Source organism: Dyadobacter sp. NIV53, from assembly GCF_019711195.1.
Taxonomy (GTDB): domain Bacteria; phylum Bacteroidota; class Bacteroidia; order Cytophagales; family Spirosomataceae; genus Dyadobacter.
This window is the reverse complement of the sequence record NZ_CP081299.1, coordinates 3,702,924-3,721,155: the sequence shown is the minus strand read 5'-3', so window position 1 is coordinate 3,721,155 and position 18,232 is coordinate 3,702,924. Positions and strand designations below refer to the sequence as shown.

16 protein-coding genes and 2 pseudogenes are annotated in these 18,232 nt (G+C 40.1%); 11 read left to right on the top strand and 7 right to left on the bottom strand.

Annotation, left to right across the window (positions count from 1 at the left end; genetic code table 11):
• Positions 1-6: 6 nt before the first annotated feature.
• A complete protein-coding gene (locus KZC02_RS15115; protein WP_221394843.1) occupies positions 7-942 on the bottom strand; it encodes a phosphatase in 936 nt (311 codons plus the stop codon).
• Between the two features lie 155 nt (positions 943-1,097).
• Here KZC02_RS15115 and rpsU point away from each other — a divergent pair, with 155 nt between their 5' ends.
• The 6 genes and pseudogenes from rpsU to KZC02_RS15085 all read left to right on the top strand — a co-directional run bounded on the left by rpsU (position 1,098) and on the right by KZC02_RS15085 (position 7,070).
• Positions 1,098-1,292 carry a 30S ribosomal protein S21 gene (gene rpsU, locus KZC02_RS15110; protein ID WP_090154901.1) on the top strand — a complete coding sequence of 65 codons (195 nt, stop codon included), beginning with the start codon at positions 1,098-1,100 and terminating at the stop codon, positions 1,290-1,292.
• Between the two features lie 118 nt (positions 1,293-1,410).
• Positions 1,411-2,282: pseudogene (locus KZC02_RS15105) on the top strand (tyrosine-type recombinase/integrase).
• A 66-nt stretch (positions 2,283-2,348) separates the two neighbouring features.
• Entirely contained in the window at positions 2,349-4,934 is a 2,586-nt protein-coding gene (locus tag KZC02_RS15100; RefSeq protein ID WP_221394842.1) for a phosphoenolpyruvate carboxylase, read from the top strand.
• 182 nt (positions 4,935-5,116) lie between these two features.
• The gene (locus tag KZC02_RS15095; protein ID WP_221394841.1) at positions 5,117-5,551 is read left to right on the top strand and encodes a MarR family winged helix-turn-helix transcriptional regulator; all 435 of its coding nucleotides are present in this window, start codon (positions 5,117-5,119) and stop codon (positions 5,549-5,551) included.
• A 277-nt stretch (positions 5,552-5,828) separates the two neighbouring features.
• Positions 5,829-6,566, top strand: a complete 738-nt coding sequence (locus tag KZC02_RS15090; RefSeq protein WP_221394840.1) for an SIMPL domain-containing protein — start codon at positions 5,829-5,831, stop codon at positions 6,564-6,566.
• A gap of 174 nt (positions 6,567-6,740) precedes the next feature.
• On the top strand, positions 6,741-7,070 hold the full coding sequence (locus tag KZC02_RS15085) for a YtxH domain-containing protein (protein WP_221394839.1): 330 nt from the start codon (positions 6,741-6,743) through the stop codon (positions 7,068-7,070).
• Between the two features lie 59 nt (positions 7,071-7,129).
• On the opposite strand, the gene nudK is transcribed toward KZC02_RS15085, so the two are convergent.
• Positions 7,130-7,714: a GDP-mannose pyrophosphatase NudK gene (gene nudK, locus KZC02_RS15080; protein WP_221394838.1), complete on the bottom strand. Its 585-nt coding sequence runs from the start codon at positions 7,712-7,714 to the stop codon at positions 7,130-7,132.
• Between the two features lie 55 nt (positions 7,715-7,769).
• On the opposite strand from nudK, the gene KZC02_RS15075 reads away from it, so the two are divergent.
• Together KZC02_RS15075 and KZC02_RS15070 are read left to right on the top strand one after the other, a co-directional pair.
• Entirely contained in the window at positions 7,770-8,516 is a 747-nt protein-coding gene (locus KZC02_RS15075) for a DeoR/GlpR family DNA-binding transcription regulator (RefSeq protein ID WP_221394837.1), read from the top strand.
• 17 nt (positions 8,517-8,533) lie between these two features.
• The gene (locus KZC02_RS15070) at positions 8,534-9,040 is read left to right on the top strand and encodes a cupin domain-containing protein (RefSeq protein WP_221394836.1); all 507 of its coding nucleotides are present in this window, start codon (positions 8,534-8,536) and stop codon (positions 9,038-9,040) included.
• 40 nt (positions 9,041-9,080) lie between these two features.
• On the opposite strand, the gene ggt is transcribed toward KZC02_RS15070, so the two are convergent.
• On the bottom strand, positions 9,081-10,847 hold the full coding sequence (ggt, locus tag KZC02_RS15065) for a gamma-glutamyltransferase (protein ID WP_221394835.1): 1,767 nt from the start codon (positions 10,845-10,847) through the stop codon (positions 9,081-9,083).
• 225 nt (positions 10,848-11,072) lie between these two features.
• On the opposite strand from ggt, the pseudogene KZC02_RS15060 reads away from it, so the two are divergent.
• A pseudogene (locus KZC02_RS15060) lies at positions 11,073-12,313 on the top strand (ABC transporter permease).
• A gap of 67 nt (positions 12,314-12,380) precedes the next feature.
• Positions 12,381-12,836 carry a hypothetical protein gene (locus KZC02_RS15055; protein ID WP_221394834.1) on the top strand — a complete coding sequence of 152 codons (456 nt, stop codon included), beginning with the start codon at positions 12,381-12,383 and terminating at the stop codon, positions 12,834-12,836.
• 111 nt (positions 12,837-12,947) lie between these two features.
• Here KZC02_RS15055 and KZC02_RS15050 read toward each other — a convergent pair whose 3' ends face one another.
• The 4 genes from KZC02_RS15050 to meaB all read right to left on the bottom strand — a co-directional run bounded on the left by KZC02_RS15050 (position 12,948) and on the right by meaB (position 16,092).
• On the bottom strand, positions 12,948-13,283 hold the full coding sequence (locus KZC02_RS15050) for a translation initiation factor (protein WP_221394833.1): 336 nt from the start codon (positions 13,281-13,283) through the stop codon (positions 12,948-12,950).
• A gap of 14 nt (positions 13,284-13,297) precedes the next feature.
• Positions 13,298-14,170, bottom strand: a complete 873-nt coding sequence (locus tag KZC02_RS15045; RefSeq protein ID WP_221394832.1) for a diacylglycerol kinase family protein — start codon at positions 14,168-14,170, stop codon at positions 13,298-13,300.
• A gap of 314 nt (positions 14,171-14,484) precedes the next feature.
• Positions 14,485-14,970, bottom strand: coding sequence for a lipocalin family protein (locus KZC02_RS15040; RefSeq protein WP_221394831.1), 486 nt, complete (start codon positions 14,968-14,970; stop codon positions 14,485-14,487).
• A 141-nt stretch (positions 14,971-15,111) separates the two neighbouring features.
• Positions 15,112-16,092, bottom strand: a complete 981-nt coding sequence (gene meaB, locus KZC02_RS15035; RefSeq protein ID WP_221394830.1) for a methylmalonyl Co-A mutase-associated GTPase MeaB — start codon at positions 16,090-16,092, stop codon at positions 15,112-15,114.
• A 138-nt stretch (positions 16,093-16,230) separates the two neighbouring features.
• On the opposite strand from meaB, the gene KZC02_RS15030 reads away from it, so the two are divergent.
• Positions 16,231-18,225 (top strand): M1 family metallopeptidase, encoded by a 1,995-nt coding sequence (locus KZC02_RS15030; RefSeq protein WP_221394829.1) that lies wholly within the window; start codon positions 16,231-16,233, stop codon positions 18,223-18,225.
• Positions 18,226-18,232 lie beyond the last annotated feature (7 nt).

The window sequence follows — 18,232 nt, the reverse complement described above, 5'->3', positions numbered from 1 at the left end:
GAAGAGTTACTTACCAATCAGTTCTGCCAGAACGCCCTCTTTTAAAGCAAAACTTGAAACTTGTATCTGCTTTATTCCATGGCTGCGAAGTACGTAATCGACCAGGCAAACAGCCACAACGATCATATCCACACGTAACGGGATCATTCCCGGAATGGCCATTCTTTCATCATGATTTCCATTAAGAATAAGGGAATAAATCCGATAGAATTCTTCTATCGGCAAAGCAAAATCCGTTTGTTCCTTAGGGGGCCAGTTGCCTGTGCGGTAATGAAAATCAATGTCGACCAGCGTATCAAATGTTCCTGACGAACCTACCAGTTTATCCGGTGCATATTGATGTACTGCATTCGCCAGCGGAATCAGGTTTTCTTCGAAATAATGATAGATTCTCTTTTTATCGCCTTCTGTGAGCGGATCGTTACGCATAAATTTTTCCATCATACGCTGCCCACCTATTTCAAAGCTTTGCTTCCAGAAAATCTGGGCTGCATTGCCAATAATGAATTCAACGCTCCCTCCTCCAATATCCATGATCAGGGAAGTAGAAGTTCCCAGGTTGGCGCCGTAACGGACACCTTTGTATATGTAATTAGCTTCTTTGTCACCGTCAATTACCGTAATCGGGATTTTGGTTTCCTGTAATACAATTTCACAAAAATGATCCTGGTTTCCTGCATTTCTGATTGCACTTGTACCAAATGCCATTGTGTTTTCAACCGATACTTCAAAAAGGTCCAGTTGCTCACGGAAAAAACGAAGGACTGCAAGCGCTCTTTCAATAGCTTCATCTGTAATGATCCGGTTATTAATACCTCCAAGTCCGATACGTGCAGGCCGGCTCTCATGAAAATGGGTTATAACATCCTCTCCGTTTTTTTCTACGATAAGAAGATGAAATGTATTTGTGCCTAAATCAATAATACCCAATCGAGTGCCCATATGGTAAAGCAAATCTGTTAATTCCTTTGTTTTCAAGGGCAATATGCAAAAATATCCTAATTTTAATGCCTTGTTTCTTGATTTTCTGATTGATATATCTTTCCTTTGCAGTCCGTTTCAGAAAAGCAATCCAAAGAACATTATATTTTATAAGCATGCTTATTATAAACATTAAAGACAACGAATCGATTGACCGCGCTCTTAAGCGTTACAAAAAGAAATTTGAGAGAACTGGTACTATGCGCCAGCTCCGTGCGCGTACTGCTTTTGAGAAACCATCGGTAAAGCGTCGTTTCGAAGTTTTGCGTGCAGTATATAAAGAAAAAACATACGGTCATTTAGAAGATTAGTTCTTAGGAATTGTTTTCTGTTGAGTGTGTTAAGGGGATTATTATATCCTTTTGATAATATATATTTGATGAAAAGAGCGGTCTTGCATAAGGCCGCTCTTTTTTGTACGTTAGGGTCATGATAGAAGCATTTTTGGAATCATTGCAATTTGAAAAACGGAGCAGTGCTAATACAGTCACCTCTTATAAGACTGATCTTGACCAGTTTAAAAAGTATCTTCTGTTTCAATATGAAGTGGATAAACCGGAAACGGCGCAGCCACAAATGTTGCGGTCATGGATTGTAAGCTTAATGGAAGAAGGCCTGAATCCGGTTTCTATCAACCGTAAAATAGCCTCTCTTCGCTCATTTTATGGTTATTTGAGAAAAAAAGATTGGTTTTGTCTGATCCTGCAAAGCAATTGTCAGCATTAAAAACGAGGAAAAAACTACCAGCTTTTGTAGAAGAAAAATCTATGGAAATGCTATTTGATACAGTAGGGTTTTCGGATGATTTCGAAGGATTGCGTGATCAGGTGGTTATGGAATTGCTTTATGGCTCAGGAATCCGCTTATCAGAACTGGTCAACCTGGAAATACCGGATCTTGATTTATATGGAAAAACGATCCGTGTTTTTGGAAAAAGATCTAAGGAACGGATGATCCCGATTTCTCCGTCATTAACTCTTTTATTGACCAAGTATCTTACACAGCGCTCTCCGGAAGAAAACACCAAAATTCTGATTTTAACGGATAATGGTAAGCCGGTATATCCTGTATTTATTCAGAGGACAGTAAAAAAGCACCTTGCAGGTGTAACGACACTTTCGCAAAAAAGCCCGCACGTCCTGCGTCACACCTATGCCACACATTTGCTGAACCGGGGTGCAGATCTGAATGCCATTAAAGAACTTCTTGGTCATTCAAGCCTGGCCGCTACCCAGATTTATACACATAATTCTATTGAAAAGCTCAAAAAATCGCATCAACAGGCACATCCAAAAGCATGATATTGATTTTTTGAGGTATCTTTGTTGTCAGTTTCCAGTCTCCAAATAAAATTTTGTTGCCCTACTATGAATAATAGTTTTCAAGACGCCGTAGTCACGAAGTACAATATTTTCAATAGTCTTTTCCTTAGTTTACCTTACAGAGGTATCTTCCAGACTGGTTCATTGCTTCCTTTACTTACACAGCAAAGCGAAGTAGGATTTCAGGAGGGAAAATCTCCCCGGCAAATTATAGAGAATTTTTTTGAAGAGTTATTGGAAACTGCAACTCCTAAGGAACGTGCAGATCTTCTTTTTGCTTTTATCCAATACATTGAAAGACAAGTAGTTTTATTTGATTCAGTTGAAGATGCTGCTTTTGACCAGACACACGACCTGACCGGAAAAGGATCTATCGATTACCTTACGGACCGTGTTGATGATGATGATCTGAAAAAGAAACTACTTACCAAGTTAGAGGATTTCAGTGTCAGGATTGTATTAACAGCGCATCCTACGCAGTTTTATTCCGGTAAAGTATTAGGGATTATCAATGACCTGGAAGATGCGATTAAGATCAATGATTTTACTGAGGTAAACCAATTGCTTCTACAGCTTGGTAAAACGGCATTTATCAATCATGAAAAACCGACTCCTTTTGATGAAGCAGTAAGCTTATGCTGGTTTCTTGAAAACGTATATTATGATGCCATTCCGTCTATACTTATCAAACTGATTAATGGTTTGGGAATGAGTGTCCATGACTGGCCTTACCCCAATTTGTTCCGGCTTGGTTTCTGGCCAGGTGGAGACCGTGATGGAAACCCTTTTGTAAGTGCAGATACGACTCTTCAGGTTGCTGACCGATTGCGCGAAACGTTGCTTCGCGGTTATTATCGAGACATACGCCAATTAAAACGGAGATTGACTTTCAAAGGAGTTGACGATGCAATTGCCATTGCAGAGCGCAAAATGAACAGTACGATTTTCGGGCCTTTTGAAGAAGGATACTCCAATCCGCAGGAATTAATTGATGAATTGCTTAAAGCACGTGAAGTACTGATTGCAAAACATCAGGGATTATTCGTAGAGTTATTGGATAACTTTATTCTTAAACTGAATATTTTCGGGTTCTTCTTTGCGAGCCTGGATGTACGCCAGGATAGCCGCAAACATGGCAAAGCATGGGAAGATATTTTGAAAAGGCTTGAGAAAAAAATTCCATTGCTGAAATACAATGATTATGAAAGCTGGGATGAAGCCAAGAAGATAGATCTGTTGTTATCACTCAATATTCCTTTGCGTATTGAAGATTATGAAGATTCACTTACAAAAGATATTCTGGGCTCAATTCTTGCGATCAAAACAATCCAGGAAAAGAACGGCGAACAAGGTGCACATCGCTATGTTATCAGCAATAATCAGTCTGCACTTAATGTAATGCAGGTAGTGGCATTAGCCAAAAACCTGATTGCTGATGAAAATGGTGTGTTGAAGCTTGATATAGTTCCTCTTTTCGAAACGGTGGACGATTTGGCCAATGCGCCGGAAATTATGCGCATATTATATGAAAACGAATATTACAGCAAACATTTGACCGGAAGAGCAAATCACCAGACTATTATGGTGGGTTTCTCTGATGGTACCAAAGACGGCGGTTACCTGCGTGCTAACTGGTCGATATACAGGGCGAAAGAAGAATTGACAAAAGTTTCACGCGAATACGGGATTAAGGTCACTTTTTTCGATGGCCGTGGAGGCCCACCTGCACGCGGAGGTGGAAATAACCATAATTTTTATTCTTCGTTAGGTAAAGATATTGAGGATAAAGAAATCCAGCTAACCGTTCAGGGCCAGACAATCAGCTCCAATTATGGAACGGTTACTACTGCCATGTATAATCTGGAAAGATTGTTTACGGCCGGATTGGAAAATCACTTGTTCCGAGGAAACCGGAAAGAAGAAGAGCTGAACGAAGAAGATAAAGATCTGATAGAAGAAATGGCAAGTGCCGCTTATGATTCGTATCTGGACCTGAAAAACCATCCGATGTTTGTAAAATATCTGGATAAAAAGACTCCGCTCAGATTTTATGGACAAACCAATATTGGAAGCCGTCCTACCAAGCGTGGGAATGATGATGAAGGGCTGCAATTTGCTGATTTACGTGCTATTCCTTTTGTTGGGTCATGGGCGCAAATGAAGCAGAATGTGCCTGGTTTCTATGGATTCGGGACGGCGATTGCTGAAATGGATAAATTGGGCAGAAAAGAAGAGATCAAAGTGCTTTACAAGAAATCACTTTTCTTCCGGACATTGATAGAAAACTCTATGCAATCACTGTCTAAGGCGTTCTTCCCAGCAACCAAATATCTTCGTGATGAAGATGCTTACAGGGAATTCTGGGATAAAATGTATGCGGAATTCAAACTGACTCTGGATTTGCTGCTGGATGTTTCTGAACAGAAGGAATTATTGGACAGCAATAACGTTACAAAGGTTTCGATCAAAGTACGTGAGCGGATTGTATTGCCACTCATTACAATCCAACAATATGCGCTGCAAATGCTGGCGGAAGATCCTAAAACATTACCAGTGGATGTAGAAACCTATAATCAACTGATTATGAGGGCAATGTTTGGTATTATTAATGCTGCAAGAAATTCTGCTTAATTTTTATTAGAATATAAGGAAGCACCGGCCATTTGTTGTCCGGTGCTTTTTTGCTAAAATCCATTTGAATTATAATTGATCGATATATGGCAATTATTATGACGTAATTATTAGTAGACTAATAATTACGCTGACTTATATTGTTAATAATGTATTAATATTACCACAATAATTTTATAAATATGACCCATCATTCTGACCAGCGTGCGTATTTTTTTAAAATCGATACAACGATAAAAAAAATCCGGAACGCGTTGCAAAAGCAATTAAATGAGGCAGGTTTTGATTTAACAGTAGATCAGTGGGTATTAATAGATCATATTCAGCGGCAACCGGGTATCAGTCAGAACGAGCTTGCAGAACTGACGTTTAAAGATCCGCCAACGGTAACCAGAATTATTGATCTGCTGGAAAAAAAGGAATTTGTAAAACGCACTCCTGCGGCCGGCGATCGCCGGAAATTTAATTTGTTTCTTATTGATAAAGGAAATTCCATTTATACAAAAGCGTTTCCCATTGTTGCCGAAATACGGAGAAAAGGATGGGGCGATCTGGAAGAGGATGATTATCAGCACTTTGTCCGTATTATGGATTCCATTTATAATAATTTCACCTGAAGTTATTTAAACTAAAAAGAAAATATTTTGCTTATCGGATAGCCAAGAAAAGATATTCATTTCGTTCGGAACTGCTTCATAACCAAGCATATTAGCTTCTGGATAATGCAAATTTCATGAAGCCTGGGTCATCACGTCTCAAATAGCCCCTTAAACCTTCCCAATTTCTTTACGTCTAAACTTCATGTTTGCAAAATACCAGCTGCAACCTTTCAGCCTGGGAATTTGTCACATACTAAATATAATTTCTAACAAATATTTTACATTAATTAAAGCCATGAAAAAAGTAATTTTGTTGAGTTCGCTGATGATGGGAGCCATTTCATTTCTTTCTTTTTCACAAACCACAGCTGTGCAGCTAACTCCTTCTGTTCCGAAAATCGAAGTAGCTGGTTTTGCCGAAATGGAAGTTATTCCTGATGAAATTTATTTTAGTGTATCATTGAAAGAATATTTCAATGATGAAAAAAACCAAAAGGATAAAGTCATTATCAGCACGCTAGAAAAGCAGCTGATCAAAGCTATTGCGGATGCAGGTTTACCAAAAGAAAGCCTGTCGATAAGTGGAGTAGGTGGGTATCAGAATTATACGGATAAAAAGAAAAAGCCGGCTACTTTTCTGGAATCTAAACAGTACGAATTGAAAGTAGACCGTACCGATAAGCTGGATGGTATCCTGTCAAAAGTTGAAAGCCGTGGTATTCAGTATGCAAATGTAAGCCGCGTTGAACATTCCAAAAGAGAAGAATTTAAAAAACAGGTTAAGATTGACGCTTTAAAGGCTGCAAAAGTGAAAGCCGAATATCTGGTTGCCGCAGTTGATCAGAAATTGGGCAAGATTATGGAAATCCGTGAACTGGATGAAAACATACAATATCCACAACCTGTATTTATGAAAGCCAACATGCGTTCATTTGCAGCCGCCGAATCAGCAGATGTTGCGCCTGACAGCGATGTTCAGTATCAAAAAATTAAAATAAGTTACCGGATGCAAGCAGCATTTGAAATAAAATAATGACTTTCGGTTTTCGGCTACGTTGATCTGGAAAAAGCCGATTGCCGAAAGCCGCCCGCCGAAGTCTCTCTGGCATCATTTTTTAACCGCTTATGGATTATTGATCTAAGTCGTTTCTTTTATCTTAAAAGGTAAGTATCTTTAAATCAGTTATTAATTAAAGGATTCAAAATTATGAGCATAAACGCAAAACATCTGGCCACATTTGTTCTTGGTGCAGCCGCTGGGGTGGCAGCGCATAAATATCTTCAGTCTGAGGAAGGTGAAAAGCTTTTGGAAGACTTGAAAACAAAAGCAAATGATCTTAAATCAGAAGCAGAAGGAGCGATAGAAAAAGCACCGGTTTATTTTGATGAGCTTAAAACAAAAGGTGCAGATGCATTAAAAAATGGTTTTCCGGATGCTGAGGGTTTCTTCAAAGAACTGTATGAAAAATTCGTAGGCAACAAAGGAAATCAACCCGCAACACCAGATATGACGCAGGTTCCTGATCCGATATCCTGATATTATACTATTTCAAAGAAGGATTGAAGAAGCATAAGTGGCTAATCTTCAATCCTTCTTTATATGTGAAGTAAATTGTTCAATTGAGCATACTGAATCAAAAGAATCGTTTTTGCATCTTTGATTTCTCCTGATTCGACCATACTTACTGCTTCTGCAAAAGAAACTTCCATTACTTCAATATTCTCCTGTTCCTCTTCGTGGCCGCCGCCTTCTCCGGTTTTCATATCATCGGTATACTCGGCCACAAAAAAGTAAAGGATTTCCGTCACTGACCCGGGAGACATGTATGCTTCAAATATCTTCTTCACAGATTTGATTTTATACCCCGTTTCTTCTTCCGTTTCCCGCCTGATACAATCTTCGGCATTGTCCTTATCCAGCAATCCGGCGCAAGCCTCTATAAGCATTCCCGTGTCATTGCCATTGGTATAAGTAGGCAGGCGAAATTGACGTGTAAGAATAACGGTTTGTTTCTCAGGGTTATAAAGCAGAATCGTTGCACCATTACCACGATCATAAGCTTCGCGGGACTGGCGCTCCCATTTTCCATCTGCATTTTGATAATCAAACGTAAATTTTCTTAATGTGTACCAATTGTCGGAAAGAACTTCTTCCGAGATTACATTTACTTTATCATTCATTGTTTGATCGTTTTTGATTATTAATGATTATTTTTGAACAAATATACAATGAGATATGAATTTTCAAAAAAGAAAAAACATAATTTTAAATTTGGTAGAAGATCTTGGTGAAGTGAATGTCAGGGAATTAGCTGAGCAAATTGGTACTTCCGAGATCACAGTACGCCGCGATCTGGTAACACTGGCTGCCGACGGCTTAATCTATCGTACACATGGTGGCGCAATGAAAGTTGAGTTAACCAAAACGCCGTTTGATTTTAAAAATAAAGTAGCTGCTAATATTGAGGCAAAAGACCATATCTGCCGTCTTGCCGCTCAGGAAATTGCGGATGGGGATGTTATTTTTATGGATTGTGGAAGCACAGTATTTCGCTTATGCCAGTTTATCAAACACAAAGAAATAAGAGTGGTAACCAATTCATTACCTGTTATATACGAACTAATGGGTTCAGGAATAAAGGTTAATCTGGCTGGTGGCGAAATAGATAAAGACAGGTTGGCTGTTCATGGAAAAATAGCCGAGGAACATATTGCACGTTATCGTGCAAATAAAGCATTTATTGGTGTAGACGGAATATCGGCAGAAAATGGCCTGAGCGCGCATAGTGAACTGGAAGCCGGCATTACACGAGCCATGGCTGCGCATGCTGATGTCACTTATTTACTCTGTGATTCTTCAAAGATTGGAAAGGATAAATATTTGCAGTTTGCACCGGTAACTTTGGTAAATGTGTTAATTACTGATAAAAAAACGGATCAAATACCTAAATTGGAGAAAAAAGGAATCCGCGTTTTAGTTTAATCAATCTTGATAATAAAATGAAACCAGCCACTTACTGGATAGAAAAATACAATCTGCTGCCGCATCCGGAAGGAGGTTATTATGCGGAAACGTATCGCTCATCCGCGGATATTGATAAGGGTGCTTTACCTGAACGATTTACAGGAAACAGGGCATTTTCTACGGGAATCTATTTTCTTTTGGAAGCGAATGATTTTTCAGCTTTTCATAGAATCAAATCGGATGAAATGTGGCATTTTTATGCTGGCGAAGCGCTGGATATTTTTGTAATTTATCCTGAAACCGGAAACCTGGAAATTATAAAATTGGGCTCAGATCCGGATAATGGCGAAACTTTCCAGGCAGTTGTACCAGCCGGAACCTGGTTTGGGTCACGTCCGGCTGTTGACAGCACCTATTCACTGGTTGGCTGCACAGTGGCTCCCGGATTTGATTTTGAAGATTTTGAAATGGCAAAGAGGGAAACATTAGAAAACTCTTTTCCCCAGCATAAAAAAATGATCCAGGAATTAACTTCTTCCTGAATCATTTTAAAAAGTTTGCAATAATCACTCAATTCATTGATCAATAACCCACACTCAGATCATCTCCGCGTGAATCTGATCCACCTTCGAGCCAGCCATCAGGTGTAACAAGGATACAATCCATGCGGCCTATCGTGTTGCGTTGCTGTTCCAGTATGTAACCTTTATCTACCAGTTTTTTGATAGTAGCGGGCGAAAATGCATTGGTTTCAAAGGTAGTCAGGTCAGGAAGCCATTGGTGGTGAAATTTCAATGCATTTACGGCCTGCTGCATGGTCATGCCATATTCAATTACGTTCAGGACTGTTTGCAAAACGGATGTAATAATAGTAGAACCGCCCGGAGTTCCTGCAACCATGAACAATTTGCCGTCTTTTTCAATTATAGTAGGTGTCATTGTCGAAAGCATGCGTTTGCCGGGAGCAATGGCATTAGCTTTGTTGCCAACAAGCCCATACATATTAGGAGTACCCGGTTTCACACTGAAATCATCCATTTCGTTGTTCATAAGATAACCCCCTTTTTTAACAACAACCCGGCTGCCATAGCTTCCATTTAAAGTAGTGGTTACAGATACCGCATTGCCTTCTTTATCAACAACTGAAAAGTGTGTTGTTTCCAGACTTTCGTAACCGGGAAGAACTCCACCGCTAACATTCTTGCTGTCGGTAGCTTTATCCCATGAAAAGTCGCTCCATCTTTTTTGCAAATAGTTTTTACTTACCAATGTTTCAACAGGAATTTTTACAAAATCAGGATCTCCCAGAAATTTAGCCCGGTCAGCATATACGCGACGTTCGGCTTCAATCATCACCTGAACAGTTGAGTCGCTGTTCCAGCCCCATTTACGAAGCGGAAATTCTTCAAGCAAATGCATTAACTGGGCCAATGCAACACCTCCGCTGGACGGCGGCGCCATGGTAATTACTTTATAGGCTTTGTAATCTTCTATGATAGTTTCCCGCCATTTTGCATGGTATTCAGCCAGGTCTTTTTTGCTGATAATTCCTTCTTTATTCTGATTAATATCTTTCACCAGCCGTTTGGCTACTTTACCTGAATAGAAACCATCACGACCATTTTTTTGAATACTTTTTAATACTTTTCCCAAATCCTTCTGAACCAGTTTGTCGCCGGTGGCCCATTCGGTCCCGTCTTTTTTCTGAAAATACTTAGTGCCGGGATTCAGTTTCAGAAGATCTTTTTTGATTGCATTTAACCCGCGGGCCTCTCTTTCCGTTTGGATGACTCCCTTTATAGCGAAGTCAATAGCTGGCTGAAAAAGTTGTTTCCAGGGTAATTTGCCATATTTTGCGTGCGCTTCAGCCATTCCGTCCACAGAGCCCGGCACGCCAGACGCTAACCTGCTTAATGTACTTGCATCAGGAATTACGTTGCCGGCTTTGTCCAGGTACATATCTGCGAATCCTTTTGCGGGTGCTTTTTCACGAAAATCAATACTGCTTGTTTTTCCGGTTTTATCCCGCAATACCATAAAGCCGCCACCTGCTATATTTCCGGCTGAAGGATGTACAACGGCCAGTGCAAACTGAACCGCTATGGCTGCATCAATTGCGTTTCCGCCGGCTTTCAATATTTCAATACCAACGCGTGAAGCATCGGGATGACCGGACGCAACCATTCCATTTTTTGCAATAACACCTTTACGGTCACTATAGAATGGTTTTTGATTAGGGTCGTCTGAGGGGAACTGGTAAAATCCTGTTGATTCTTTAACCGGTGTTTGTGCGTGTGAAAAGCCTGATATTGTACCAAGAAGCAAAATAAGCCTGTAAGAAATTTTCATGTTTATGGTATCCTTGTTTGTGATGTAATTTACCAAATCTAGATAATAGGAATGATATGATATACGTTTTTTTAAATTTTCCTTCAAAATTTGTCAATGGCTTAATTATTACCGGCTATTCAAATGGTTTTAATGCCTTTTATCCTAATTTATATCGGAGCATTATGCATTCGTGTTAACTTTTCAGGATTAATGTTTTAGTGATTAAATACAATTGCCGCTACTATGAAATTATTACGCCAGATATGGGAAAGTTTTAGATTTGCCTGGCAGGCACTTAAATCCAATCTTACCAGAACAATACTGTCTTTGCTGGGGGTAACTGTGGGTATTTTTGCCATAGTCGCAGTATTTACTATTGTCGATTCGCTGGAAAGAAGCGTAAAAGACAGCATGAGTTTTATCGGGGATAAGGTGATTTATGTCCAGAAATGGCCATGGATTTTTGATGGTGAATTTCAATGGTGGAAATATTTTCAGTGGCCTGAACCTAATTATACGGAATATAAATACTTAAATGACAACCTCGAAAGTGCGAGTGCAATAGCTGCAATAGATTCCCGGGGAGATATAACGTTAAAAAATGGATCAAGCAGTATTCAGGGGCAGGTTCAGGGCGTATCTCATGATTATAATCAGATCACTGATATTCCTATTGACAATGGCCGCTATTTTATGCCGATAGAATCATCCGGGGCACGGAATGTGGCGGTAGTGGGTGCTGATATTGGAGAGGCGCTTTTTCCGGGACAGGAAGCTGTTGGAAAAGTATTTAAACTGGCAGGAAATAAATTTGTAATTATAGGAGTTCAGAAAAAAAGGGTGAAAGTCTGGTAGACTTTGGAGGCAGTCCTGATAAAAAATGTATCATTCCATTTGCCACATTTTCGAAATTGTTTCAATCAGGAAGACGAAGAGCAACTATTGTTGTAAAAGGATTTCCTGAGGATGAGGGCATGAAAGAAGTAGAGGCTGAAATCACAGGACTGATGCGTACCAAAAGAGGAATTAAACCACGTGATGGAAATAACTTTTCATTAAATCGGCCTGAGGCTGCAGCACAGGCAATTGCCGGGCTTTTTGCGGTTCTTTCGGTAGCTGGGTGGGTAATCGGCAGCTTTTCAATATTGGTTGGCGGATTCGGTATTGCTAATATTATGTTTGTTTCTGTAAAAGAAAGAACCAATTTGATCGGAATCCAGAAATCACTGGGTGCAAAAAATTATTCTATACTTTTCCAGTTTCTTTTTGAAGCTATTATGCTGAGTCTGGTGGGTGGCCTGTTTGGCATATTTTTGGTATACTTATTATCATTCATGCAAATGGGATCATTACAGATTATTTTGACACCTGGTAATATTATACTTGGATTAGGGGTTTCCAGTGTTATTGGTATTTTGTCGGGGATCATTCCGGCGATGCTGGCGGCGAAAATGGATCCTGTAATTGCAATCCGGGCAAAATAATAACTAGGAAAAACCAAACTGTTTTACGAAGTTCGCTTTAAATCATAACCTTATATTATTAGAAATTATGCGTAAATGGGTCATATTCTTCATATTCCTGGCTATCATCTTCGGAATTTTATATTACCTCACATTTGGGTATTACAGTGAAGGCAAACGGGGCGGATTTGTAACTCAACTGAGTAACAAGGGATATTTATTTAAAACCTACGAGGGCGAATTAAGAATGGGCGGCCTTAGCGAAGGCGACGGTACTATGAACTCATCCAAATGGATTTTCTCAGTGAGCTCAAAAAACAAAGGCGCTATTGCGAAACTGGAAGAAGCCATTCAGAACGGACATCGCGTTTCATTAACATACGAACAGAAATTTTTTACACTTCCCTGGAATGGAGACACCAAGTATTTTGTAACGGAAGTTGAAGTTTTGCAAAGTGGCAGAAGTACCAACAATTTCCCAGCCACACCTGCACCAGCTACCATACCCGCTCCTACTGAAATAGATACGAACGCTGTTTTATAAAGTGGGTAAAAGGTTAATGGTTAAAGGAGGAAAGGGACGAAGGATGAAAGGTTTGAGCCATTTCTCCTTCTGTCCCTTTTCTTCCTTTCACCGTTAACCTTTTAACCCTTTTTACCCTCCCGCCTTTTTTGCTTTATAATTTTTCGATAACAGCCAGGTAATCACTTTGTCACGATGGTCGCCCTGTATCTGGATTTCGTAGTCTTTTACAGTTCCTCCACTCCCGCACAATGTTTTTATTTGTTTGCCAAGTGCTTCCATATCATCATTTTTACCAACGAAACCCTTTACAATGGTAATGACTTTACCGCCACCTTTGCGGTCAAGCCAAATGCGCAGATCTTGCTGAGCGGGTGCCAATGTTTCCGGTTCGTCTTCTCCGGCATCGTTATATTCGAATTCCGGGTTGGTAGAGAATACAATTCCGGAGCGGTTTTTTTTCGACATAATGGTTAAATGATTTAAACAATTACATTCAGACTTTGAGGATTAATCTTTATTTTAATCAAATTAGTATCGAGTTGGAATGGTTCGCCATCGTAATGTATTATGGGTGGTTTTTTTGTTTCTATTACAGCCTCGGTAATACTTTGGTATGAAATATATCTGGAAGATTTTAATTGTTTGGTGAAAAGCTGATAGGCCAGTGAAGTTCCGAACCATGCAGGAAATGGCTTAATGGTGCAAATATCCAGAAATCCATCCTGTAAACTTGCTTGCGGTGCTACCCAGGCATTATTACCAAATTGTCCTGCATTGGCAAATGTCAGCGAAAATGCCTCAGTGGTTGTTCCATTGACCAAAAATGATTGTGGTTTGTAATCCCAGAAAGCTTTAAACGAAACACGAACATAAGTTGCAAATCCACGCTGCGTTTGCTGGCTGAACAAATGGCCAACATAAGCGTCAAATCCCATTCCGGCAGTGCAGAAAAAAGGAATATCATTTAGCTGGCCGCTGTCAATAGTTATGGGATTTCCTTCAAATAGTCTTTTCAGGGAAGCGTCCAGTGTTAGTGGCAGGCCAAGATGGCGCGCAAGCCCGTTTCCGGAACCAAGCGGCAATATGCCAATTGGAATAGAATGGTTGACTAACGGCCGTGCAATTTCGTTTACAGTACCATCGCCACCGACTGCCACGATGGCTTTCCATTTTTCTGATTTTAAATTTTCTTCAACCAGTTCTGTTGCATGGCTCCTTGCCTCGGTAAAAAGTATATGCGCTTTATTTCCGTATTTGTGAGAAAATGTATCGATGGTTTTTGCCACAGCATCAACATTTTGCCCAATGGACGTACCCGACGTCGGATTAAGTATAAAAAGATAATCACCCACGAATTAAGCAAAGAAAAGGAACAGAATAAGAATAAAAACGATGATGAACAAATAATACAGACCATCGATAAAAGGATACTTTTGCCGATCCAGTTTCTTGAACAAATCATCAAACTTACTCATAATTAATGCGCTTATTGGGTTTGTAGCAGCTTACAACCATTATAAATTATACTGAAAGATTATACAGTAATTCATTTTGCAAAAATCCAAAAAAAATGTGAGAAACCGGTCTTTAAGTTTTTCACATGCCAATAACAAAACAGCCAGACGTAAATAATACATCCGGCTGCCATCAATATGAAAATTTTATATCAAAGTCTTTTGAATAATAAAAGCGCATTAACAGCTGCACCACTTCCGGTTGTATTGGTATTGACAGTGAGCGTCATTGTGTTGCCGTTTTGTTTGATTGGTAACGATTGTGTGGTTGTTCCATTGGTCAAAGTCAGCGTACTGTTTTCTACTTTCCATGTTGTAGCCTGTCCCACAGTCAGATAGCCAAATGTTGATAATGCTGCAATGGCAGATTCGCAATCTGAGGCAGTAACTGTATTGTTGGATAAGAAAGTGAATTTCAGGTCATAAGCACAAGGAGCTGCAACAGGGATTAAAGCTAACGCAGGGATATTTGTTCCAGCCGTTTCTGGAGTGGCTGACTCAAGCTCCCATTTGCCTACGATCTCATTGTTATCAACTGTTTCAGGCTCTTTGTCATCATCTTTACAGGAAGTCAATACAAAAGCCAACGAAAGGAAAATCAGGAAAATAGTTTTACTGAAAAGATTGTGAATAGCCATAAGATTAGAGTGGTGAATTGATTAGTTTTTCAAAAACGTTTTTTAATGACTTAAAATTACTTTAAAAATTGCATTTAGTTAAGATTTTTAACAAAATTCGGAAATGGAACAGGCTAGCAGTTATCAGTTTAAGCTTTTTTTTCAAAGAAAAGATTTAGCAATTTTTCTGCTGCTGCAATAGGCAATTCCTGGCCCGCACTCACTGTTTTTTCTATTGTACCAATCTTTTTTTCTGACAGCGGGCTTTTCGTAAAACATCGTTTCCAGCGTTTGCCGGATATGCTCATACATCCAATCCAGGTTCTGAAGCCGGCGGTTTTTTTCAAAAAAGCCATTTTGTTTTGTTGTTTGCTGGTAATCATTAATGATTTCCCAGATGTTGGTTATCCCGGTATTTTCCATTGCCGAACAGGAAATTACCTGAGGAATGTATCCGGAATCCGATTTGGGAAATAAATGAAGCGCATTTTTGTATTCATGCACAGCCAGATCCGTTGCCATTTTATTTAATCCGTCTGCTTTGTTAATTGCAACTGCATCGGCCATTTCCATAATTCCCTTTTTAATTCCCTGCAATTCATCACCAGCACCTGCAAGCATAAGCAGCAGGAAGAAATCTGTCATACCCTTTACCAGTGTTTCCGACTGTCCGACACCGACAGTTTCAACGATAATTACTTCAAAGCCGGCCGCTTCGCATAATAAAACGGTTTCCCTTGTATTACGCGCAACGCCACCAAGTGACAAATTGGTAGCGGATGGACGGATATAAGCCAATGGATCATGTGCAAGTCTTTCCATCCTGGTTTTATCTCCCAATATGCTCCCACCCGATTTTTTACTGGATGGATCAATGGTCAGTACGGCTACCTGTTTTCCCAGGGAGGTAATATGTTTGCCCAACGCTTCAATAAACGTACTTTTTCCAACACCGGGTATCCCGGTAATCCCGATTCTCAGGGAATTTCCTGTATTTGGCAATATATTCTTGAGTATCAGTTTAGCGAGATTGCGATCCTGGGAAAGTCTGCTTTCAATGATGGTTATAGCGCGGCTTAGTACAAAACGGTCACCAGAAAAAATGCCATTGGTGTAATCATCAATTGAAAGTCGCTGGCGCATGAACTGCTTAAGATTTAGAGGAACAGGTTGTAAAAGTCGGTATTGACTATGAAAAATGAAACTTTTTAATCTGAAAAAACGCTAAATCCTGTATATTGTTCGTTTAAAATAACATCTTTTCAATACATCACTTTTCGAATGAAAATTTCAAAAATTTGTTTAGGCATCATTGCTGTATGTTGTCTTGGTTTTTCGGTGGCTTCTGCCCAGGATGCCGACAAGGTAAAGTATGATGCACACGTACTTTTTCATCCATTATTTAATTTCCAGCCAGGTAATGAATATCGCTCAGCAAGCGGCGCACCAGGTCCAAAATACTGGCAAAACCGTGCCGACTATAAAATTAACGTTGCCCTGGAAGAAGAAAAAGGGATGATCAGCGGTGATGTAGAGATTACGTATAAAAATAACAGTCCTGAAAACCAGGAATTTATATGGCTGCAACTGGATCAGAATACCTTCAACGAAAAATCAAGAGGAGGTAAAACGACGCCTGTAACCGGTGGCCGTTTTGGTAATACGGGATTCAGCGGTGGCGATTCCCTGAAATCAGTCATGGTGCAATACGGAAAAGATAAGTTTGTAAATGCAAACTACACGGTAACTGATACCCGTATGCAGGTTCGCCTGGCAACTCCTTTGAAAGCAAACGGAGATGTGATCAAAATAAAAATTGCTTATTCGTTCAAAATTCCTGAATACGGAGCAGACCGTATGGGTACTTTGGAAACTAAGAACGGTATCGTGTATGAAATGGCGCAATGGTATCCGAGAGTGGCTGTTTTTGATGACATTGAAGGCTGGAACGTGCTTCCTTACCTTGGAGCAGGAGAGTTTTATCTGGAATATGGTGATTTTGAATATAATGTTACCGTTCCCTGGGATCACATTGTTGTTGGCTCAGGTGAATTAACCAACCCGGCTGAGGTACTGACAGCCGAACAAAGAAAAAGACTGGCAGATGCAGCAAAAAGCGATGCAACAGTGATGATCCGTACTGCTGAGGAGGTTACGAACCCATCCAGCAGGCCAAAACAATCCGGAACACTGACATGGCGTTTCAAAATATCGCAATCCCGCGACATTGCGTGGGCAACATCAAAAGCATTTGTCTGGGATGCGGCTAAAATGAACCTTCCTAACGGAAAAACAGCTTTGGCACAATCTGCCTATCCTGCTGAGGACGGCGGCGCGGATGGCTGGGGGCGCTCAACGGAATATGTGAAAGGCTGTATTGAATTTTATTCTTCTTATATCCATGAATTTACTTATCCGGTAGCAACCAATGTAGCTGGTATCGTAGGTGGTATGGAATATCCTGGAATCGTTTTTTGCAGCAGCCAAAGCAGAAAAGATGATCTTTGGGAAGTAACTGACCATGAATTCGGGCATAACTGGTTTCCTATGATCGTTGGGAATAACGAACGCAAATATGCGTGGATGGATGAAGGATTTAATACTTTTATCAATTTCCTGTCAGGAGATAACTTTAATAACGGAGAATACAAGAATAGACAAATGAACAATCTGCATCGCCTTGCGCCTATCATTTTCCGTCCCAAGGCAGATCCTATCATGACTATACCTGATGTGGTACAGCCTGCAAATCTTGGATGGGAGGCATACCACAAACCAGCGCTCGGATTAAAAATGTTAAGAGAGCAGGTGCTTGGTAAAGACCGTTTCGATTATGCATTTCATTTATATGTGCAGCGCTGGGCTTTCAAACATCCTACACCGTATGATTTCTTCCGTACTATGGAAGATGCAGCGGGAGAAGATCTAGGCTGGTTCTGGAAAGGCTGGTTTTTTGAAAATTACAAGCTTGACCAGGGCGTTAAAGATGTAACTTACGTTGAGCAAAATCCTGAGAAGGGTTCTATTATAACGATTGAAAACCTGAATCAGTGGGCGATGCCTGTACAAATAGATATTGAAGAAGTAAGCGGTAAAAAAACGCGTGTACAGCTGCCGGTGGAAATATGGCAACGTGGTGGAAGCTGGACTTTCCGTGCATCCACACAGCAGCCAATTCGCTCTGTAACCATTGATCCTGATCACAGCCTGCCTGATATCAATCCGGAAAACAATGTTTGGAAACCAATGAAAATTTCAGAACCGGAAGTGAACTAGTTTTTAG